The organism is Novosphingobium sp. (assembly GCF_027489515.1).
Taxonomy (GTDB): Bacteria; Pseudomonadota; Alphaproteobacteria; order Sphingomonadales; family Sphingomonadaceae; genus Novosphingobium.
This window is the reverse complement of record NZ_JAIXZS010000081.1, coordinates 1-4,967: the sequence shown is the minus strand read 5'-3', so window position 1 is coordinate 4,967 and position 4,967 is coordinate 1. Positions and strand designations below refer to the sequence as shown.

General features: G+C 64.5%; 5 protein-coding genes. All 5 read left to right on the top strand.

What is annotated here, in order from left to right; translation table 11 throughout:
* The coding region (locus tag Q0082_RS14075; RefSeq protein ID WP_298193727.1) for a crotonase/enoyl-CoA hydratase family protein at positions 1-585 on the top strand (585 nt) is incomplete at its 5' end.
* Positions 582-1,442, top strand: a complete 861-nt coding sequence (locus Q0082_RS14070) for a 3-hydroxyacyl-CoA dehydrogenase family protein (protein WP_298193725.1) — start codon at positions 582-584, stop codon at positions 1,440-1,442. The genes Q0082_RS14075 and Q0082_RS14070, both read left to right, overlap by 4 nt.
* A gap of 27 nt (positions 1,443-1,469) precedes the next feature.
* On the top strand, positions 1,470-2,648 hold the full coding sequence (locus tag Q0082_RS14065; protein WP_298193723.1) for an acyl-CoA dehydrogenase family protein: 1,179 nt from the start codon (positions 1,470-1,472) through the stop codon (positions 2,646-2,648).
* 5 nt (positions 2,649-2,653) lie between these two features.
* Positions 2,654-4,174 carry a long-chain-fatty-acid--CoA ligase gene (locus Q0082_RS14060; RefSeq protein ID WP_298193721.1) on the top strand — a complete coding sequence of 507 codons (1,521 nt, stop codon included), beginning with the start codon at positions 2,654-2,656 and terminating at the stop codon, positions 4,172-4,174.
* On the top strand, positions 4,171-4,967 hold a 797-nt coding region (locus Q0082_RS14055; protein WP_298193719.1), incomplete at its 3' end, for a hypothetical protein. The genes Q0082_RS14060 and Q0082_RS14055, both read left to right, overlap by 4 nt.

Sequence of the window (4,967 nt, the reverse complement as noted above, 5' to 3'; positions counted from 1 at the left end):
TGCGCGGGGATGGACCTCAAGGCCTTTGCCGATGGCGAACGGCCCGAGCTCGAAGGCCGGGGCTTTGCCGGGATCACTGAGGCACCGCCGAAGAAGCCTGTTATCGCCGCCGTCGAAGGTTTCGCGCTGGCTGGTGGCTGCGAACTGGCGCTGGCCTGCGATCTGATCGTGGCCGCCGAAACGGCGTGGTTTGGCTTGCCGGAAGTGGCACGCGGCCTTGTTGCTGGATCCGGTGGGTTGGTGCGACTCCCACGCCGCATTCCTGAGGCCATCGCGCTCGAATACGCGCTGACCGGTGCGCGAATGGACGCGGCCACGGCGCACCGCTGGGGCCTCGTCAACCGGATCACGCCCGAAGGCGGCGCGCTGGAAGGCGCCCTGGCGCTCGCGGAAGCCATCACCTCCAATGCGCCGCTCAGCACCGCCATGACCAAGCGCATCATCCGCGAATCGCGTGAGTGGCCCGAGGCCGAGATCTGGGACCGCCAGCGCCCGCTTGTGGATGGCGTGCTCGCTTCTGACGACGCTACCGAGGGCGCACGCGCCTTTGCCGAGAAACGCCCCGCACAATGGACCGGACGATGAACGCAGCTTTGGCAAACCAGCAGATCGCCGTGGTCGGCGGCGGCACGATGGGCGTCGGCATCGTCTATGTCAGCGCCATGGCCGGTGCGCATGTCACGGTCGTCGAACCCGATGATACGCGGGCAGTCGGCCTGCGCGAAACGATCAGCAAGACCGCTGCCGCCGCCATCACGCGCGGCAAGCTGGATGCAGCAGGCGCCGCGGCGCTCGAAAACCGGATCACGCGAATTGCTGATGTGGACGCGCTGCCGGAGGGCCTCGATCTCGTCATCGAGACCGTGCCCGAACGGCTGGAGCTCAAGCTCGACATTCTGGCGCGGATTGCGCGCCGCGCGCCGAAGCTGATCGGCAGCAACACCAGCGCGATGTCGATCGACCGGTTGGCGCAGGCCTTGCCCAATCCGGGCATCTTCCTTGGCATGCACTTCTTCAATCCGGTCTGGTCGATCCATCTGGTTGAATTGGTCGAAGGCGCAAAGACCTTACCTGAGACGCTGGAGGCCGCTCGCGCCTATGTAACAGCGATCGGCAAGCAGTCGCTCACCGTGCGCGATGTCCCGGGGTTTGCCACGAGCCGGCTCGATCTGATCGCCAGCCTTGAGGCGATGCGCATGCTCGAATCGGGTGTCGCTTCGGCGGAGGACATCGATCGCGCAGCCGTTGTGGCCTATCGCCACCCGGTGGGGCCGCTGCGCCTCAGCGACATCGTCGGCATCGACGTGCGCCTCGACATCGCGCGCACGCTGGAGGCCGCCCACGGGCCGCGCTTCGCCCCGCCGCAAATCCTCATCGACATGGTCGCCGCAGGCAAACTCGGCGCCAAATCGGGCCAAGGCTTCTTCACCTGGCCAAATTAAACCTGTATTATCTTTGGAGTTTTTAGAATGTCGTCTGATCTTTTCCAAACAACCCTGTGCGATACCGCCGACCATCATCGCGATCTGCGTGACAGCGTCAGCAAACTCGTCGGCAAGTTTGGCCGGAAATACTTCCAGGATGTCGTAAACAAGGGCGAGCAGCCGACCGCTCTGTGGTCGGCGCTGGGCGAAGCCGGGTTCCTGGGTGTGCACGTGTCCGAGGCATACGGCGGCGGCGGTGGCGGCCTTTCGGAACTCAATATCTGCATCGAGGAAACCGCAGCCCATGGCTGCCCGATCCTCTCGATGGTCATCTCCTCGATCACCGCGCCGATCATTGCGGCTTGCGGCAGCGAGGCGATGAAGCAGGAGTGGCTGCCGGGCATCGCCAGCGGCAAACGCAAGATGTGCTTCGGCATCACCGAGCCGAACGCCGGGTCGAACACCCACAAAGTCACCACCCATGCGGTGCGCAAGGGCAATGGCTGGGTGATCAACGGCGCGAAATACTGGACTTCCGACATCGACCAGTCAGACGCGGTCATGGTCGTGGCGCGTGACGGCGTGCCGGTGAACGACGGCTCGCGGCAAGGTCTCTCGCTGTTCGTGGTGCCTACAAACACGCCGGGCATTTCCATGACCCAGATCGATTCCGCCCTGCGCACCTCCGAAAAGCAGTTTTCGGTGTTTTATGACAATGTCGAAGTGTCAGACGACGCGCTGATCGGGGAGCCGGGCGCGGGTCTGAAGCAGGTGTTCTCTGGCCTCAATCCCGAACGCATCGCAGCGGCCGCGATCAACAACGGCATCTCGCGCTTCGCGATTACGCAGGCCGCGCAATATGCCAAGGACCGATCGGTTTGGAACACACCGATCGGCGCGCATCAGGGCGTCGCCCATCCGCTGGCCGAGGCCTATATCAACGTGCAGGCCGCCCGCTTGCTCAATGCGCGCGCTGCGCAGCTCTGCGATGGCGGGGAAGACGCCGCCGAAACCGCCAACATGGCCAAGTTCGCGGCCGCCGAATCCTCCTTGAAGGCGCTCGATCAGGCGATCCAGGTCCACGGAGGCAACGGGCTTTCGAATGAGTATGGTCTGTCCGACCTGTGGTTCATCGCGCGCCTGCACCGCACCGCGCCGGTGAGCCGCGAGATGATCCTGAATTACGTCTCAACCCACAGCCTGGGTCTTCCGAAGAGCTACTGATCCCCGTGGAAACCAACCTGCTGACCTTGCTGCGCCAGAATGCCGCGCTGACCCCGGATGCTCCGTGCCTGACTTTCGGCGACGAGACGCTGAGCTTTGGGGCGTTCGACACGCGGGCCAGCCGTGTGGCGCAGGCGCTGGCGGCGCAGGGCGTGCAGGCTGGTGACCGGGTCGCGATCATTGCGCGCAATGGGCCGGCACAGTTCGAGCTGTTCTTCGGCTGCGCCAAGGCGGGCGCGATCTGCTTGCCGATCAACTGGCGGCTGGCCCCGCGCGAGATCGCCGGCATTCTGGGCGATAGCACGCCTGCGCTGCTTATCGTGGAAGAAGCCCTGCAAGGGCTGCTGGCCGAAACACTGACACCGCCCGCCACGATCCTGCTCGCGGACTATCCCGCGTGGCGCGATGCTGAAAGCCTGGACGATCCGGGCACCCTGGCTGCGCCTGAGAGCCCGCTGCTGATCCTTTATACCTCCGGCACGACCGGCCTTCCAAAAGGCGTCGTGCTGAGCCACCGCAATCTCTCGTTTCTGGCGCAGATGGCGCACGAATTGTGGGACATGACGGCCAGCAGCGTCAATCTGGTGGCGAGCCCGCTCTTCCATATCGGCGGGATCGGCTACGGCCTGACGGCGCTAAGCCAGGGCGGCCACACCGTGCTGATGCAGCAGGTGGTGCCGACCGAAATCGTCGAGGCGATCCAGACCCACCGCGTCACCCACGGTTTCTTCGTGCCCACTGTGGTCCAGATGCTGCTCGAAGTGCCGGGCGTGGCGGACATGGACATGTCGAGCATCAACCGCATCGTCTATGGTGGTGCACCGATCGGTGAAGCGGTGCTCAAGCGCGCGATCGCGGTGCTCGGCTGCGGCTTCATGAACACGTACGGCATGACCGAAACCGCCGGGACGGTGATCATGATGCCGCCAGAGGACCACGATCCTGGCGGCCCCCTCGCACATCGCCTGCGTGCTTGCGGGAGGCCCATGCCGTGGAACGAGTTTTCACTGGTCAATCCGGCAACAGGTCAGCCGGTTGCCGTTGGCGAAGTCGGCGAGATCCGCATCCGGTCCGAAGCCATCATGCTCGGCTACTGGAACAAGCCCGCAGAAACCGCGAAAACGATCACCCCCGATGGCTGGATGTGCACAGGCGACGCTGCCTATCAAGACGCTGACGGCTACGTTTACATCCATGACCGCTTCAAGGACATGATCGTCTCCGGCGGGGAGAACATCTACCCCACCGAGATCGAGAACGTGCTTTACGACCACCCGGCAGTCGCCGCAGTCGCAGTCATTGGCGTGCCGCATGAACGCTGGGGCGAAACGCCCAAGGCTTTTGTCGTCGCGCGGGCGGGCGCCATGCCCACCGAGGCCGAGCTGATCGCCTTCACCCGAGTGCGGCTGGCGCACTACAAGTGTCCGACGGCCGTCGCCTTCGTGGCGGCGCTGCCGCAGAACGCCTCGGGCAAGATTCTCAAGAAAGAGATGCGCGATCCGCGCTGGCTGGAAGAACAAGCATGACCCTCAGTGCCTCCGCGCACCTGCTGCGCGGCTTTGCCGTCGATTTTCTGACCTGCCACAATGTGGCGGCTGTTGAGACAATTATGGAGCCCGACTATGCGCTCAGCATCGGCGGTTTCCTGCTCGCGGGCCGCGACGAGACCTACTTACCGGCAACAGCCGCGCAGCTGGATCAGTTTCCGGGGCTCTGCGTGACGGTGCACGACACCGTGATCGGCCCCGATGCGATTGCGATGCGCTTTACCGAACACGGCGCGTCGATCCGCCATGGCGGACGGCTTTCAACATGGGGCGGGGTCACGCTGTTCCGCATCCAGAACCGCAGACTGCACCGGGGCTGGGCCGAAGAGGATTACTTTGCGCGCAAGCGCCAGCTCGCCGAGAGCACCTGCGACATGATCTGCGCCCCGCATCCTGCCCCTTGGGATGCCCCTTGCGAAGCCCCGGATAAGGCGGTGGAAGCCCTTGCCGAAGCGTGGCTGACGGACCCCGCCAACTGGGTCGACAGGACCGTGATTGACGAGATCAGCGCCGAAGGTCCGCGCTTTGCCGATCTGGTCGCCATCGAAGCCATCGCCGTCGACCAACTGTTTTCCGCCGGGCAGCGCGGGGCGTTCCACCTCACTTGCACCGGTACCTATCGCGGCGGATTCGACGATATCGATCGGGCGCAAATCGGCCAGCCGGTCACGCTGGCGCTGGCTGGCATCTTCGACTCCGAGGGAGACCAGATTGTGCATGTGCAAGTTACTGCGGACCGGCTCGGCCTCAACCGCGCGCTGATGCCGCCGCG

What these genes read in the sequence shown, in the direction of transcription:
- Q0082_RS14070 (WP_298193725.1), top strand. Translation starts at nt 582, where the DNA reads ATGAACGCAGCTTTGGCAAACCAGCAGATCGCCGTGGTCGGCGGCGGC.
- Q0082_RS14065 (WP_298193723.1), top strand. Translation starts at nt 1,470, where the DNA reads ATGTCGTCTGATCTTTTCCAAACAACCCTGTGCGATACCGCCGACCAT.